The organism is Fulvimonas soli (assembly GCF_003148905.1).
In the GTDB taxonomy this organism is placed as follows: domain Bacteria; phylum Pseudomonadota; class Gammaproteobacteria; order Xanthomonadales; family Rhodanobacteraceae; genus Fulvimonas; species Fulvimonas soli.
In genome coordinates, this window is the sequence record NZ_QGHC01000034.1 from 1 (window position 1) to 1,723 (window position 1,723).

At 56.4% G+C, this 1,723-nt stretch carries 2 protein-coding genes; one reads left to right on the forward strand and one right to left on the reverse strand.

The annotated features are described in order from the left end of the window. Positions 1–81 precede the first annotated feature (81 nt). On the forward strand, positions 82–618 hold the full coding sequence (locus C7456_RS16675; RefSeq protein WP_109724926.1) for a divalent metal cation transporter: 537 nt from the start codon (positions 82–84) through the stop codon (positions 616–618). A gap of 462 nt (positions 619–1,080) precedes the next feature. On the opposite strand, the gene C7456_RS16680 is transcribed toward C7456_RS16675, so the two are convergent. Beyond that, positions 1,081–1,440, reverse strand: a complete 360-nt coding sequence (locus tag C7456_RS16680) for a DUF6984 family protein (protein WP_211306351.1) — start codon at positions 1,438–1,440, stop codon at positions 1,081–1,083. Positions 1,441–1,723: the final 283 nt, after the last annotated feature.

Below are 1,723 nucleotides of genomic sequence, written 5' to 3' on the forward strand. Positions count from 1 at the left end.
GCCGCCAACCATCGCGCACAAACCGGCAACAACGCAGTACCCTCCAACCCCGGGCTTTATCAGTAATCACTGGTACGGCTGATGGGGGCAGGTCAGGTCTATTCCAACGTGGTGGCGTTCTTCATCATGCTCACCGCTGCTGCGGTGCTGCACGCGCACGGCGTCACCGACATCCGCACCTCCGCGCAGGCCGCGCAGGCGCTGCAGCCGCTGGCCGGGCGCTTCGCCTCCGCGCTGTTCGCCGCCGGCATCGTCGGCACCGGCCTGCTCGCCGTGCCGGTGCTGGCCGGCTCGGGCGCCTACGCGGTGGCCGAGGCCTTCGGCGTCTCCGCCGGGCTCGGCCGCAAGCCCGGCGAGGCGCGGCTGTTCTACCTCATCATCGCCGGCGCCACGGCGCTGGGCACCGTGCTCAGCTTCTCGCCGGTGGACCCGGTGCGCCTGCTGTTCTGGTCGGCGGTGCTCAACGGCGTGATCTCGGTGCCGCTGATGGTGGCGATCATGCGCATCGCCGCCCACCCCGGCCTGATGGGCCCGTTCGCCGTGCGCGGCGCGCTGCGCCGGATGGGCTGGCTGGCCACCGCGGCGATGGCGCTGCCGGTGCTGGCGATGCTGCTTTGAAATGGAACCTGACCCGCGCGTAATAATGCGCCACTCATCTCATAATGATACTCAAGCATCAAACAAATCAGAAGCGCAATATTCAAAATAAATAAAAATCCAATGCCGATACGCCGGCACGTACATGGCTTCTTGGCTATGAAGCCATGCAGAAAACTCTATTTCTTGGATGGCTACGCTTCGGGCCTTATGAAGGCACTTTTACTCATAAACATATCTGAAGCTAAACCAAGAGTACAGCTCGTGCAGCATCATCAAACGGCCGACCGCCCCTCTTCGCATCGCACAGCTCACCGTGCGCCACCTCCAATAGTTCACGGCAGATCGACCGCAGCACGATTTTCGCCAAACCGCCAGCAGATCGCCCAGCGGCTCCAGCTTGCGGTAGCGCATGCATAGTCAATTAAACCGAGCGCGCGTGGAACCATGAGCGAGCTTCTGCGGATGGCACTATTCAAAACCTCATATATTAGATATACTTTCAATATCCAGGCCGATAACTGGTGAGAAATCCACCTTCCATACATCCAATTCAAACGGATTTCCCATTGAGTCGAGATTAAGCGAAACCACAACAGGAACTCCATCTTTATCTAGAATTCTGAGGTCTGAAGCACGTCGACCAAAAGATTGATCTGGATATTCTGGCAAAATTCTCAAACTACCCATTCCACCATCCCTCATTGGCTTTACAAATAAGGCATCAAGCCACGCCTTACTTTTAATAATGTCTGCCTTTTTGAGTAGAAAACACAGCAACCTCTTCTCTGTGGGTGTCAATGGACGCCCCGCAATCTCATTGGGTAGTGATTCGTCCGACATTGATTGTCCCATCCGGCAACTTGTAGGCACTGTACGTTACGGATTTACCATTAGCATCAATCTCTCTGTTTAATACCTTTTCTGGCACCATGCCATCTGTAATTGGAGCAAGATCTCTCCTCACCGCAGCCTCAACAGCTTCCCTATCAAGCCCGACCGCCTCCACATGTCTAAATGTATGATATATCCGACATCCCCCCGCTTTCAGTAGCGGTCGGGTTTAGAGTCCGGGGTTGATCGTATCTGTGTTTGCCAGGTGCCGTGCATAGGCCGCTGGCGTCAT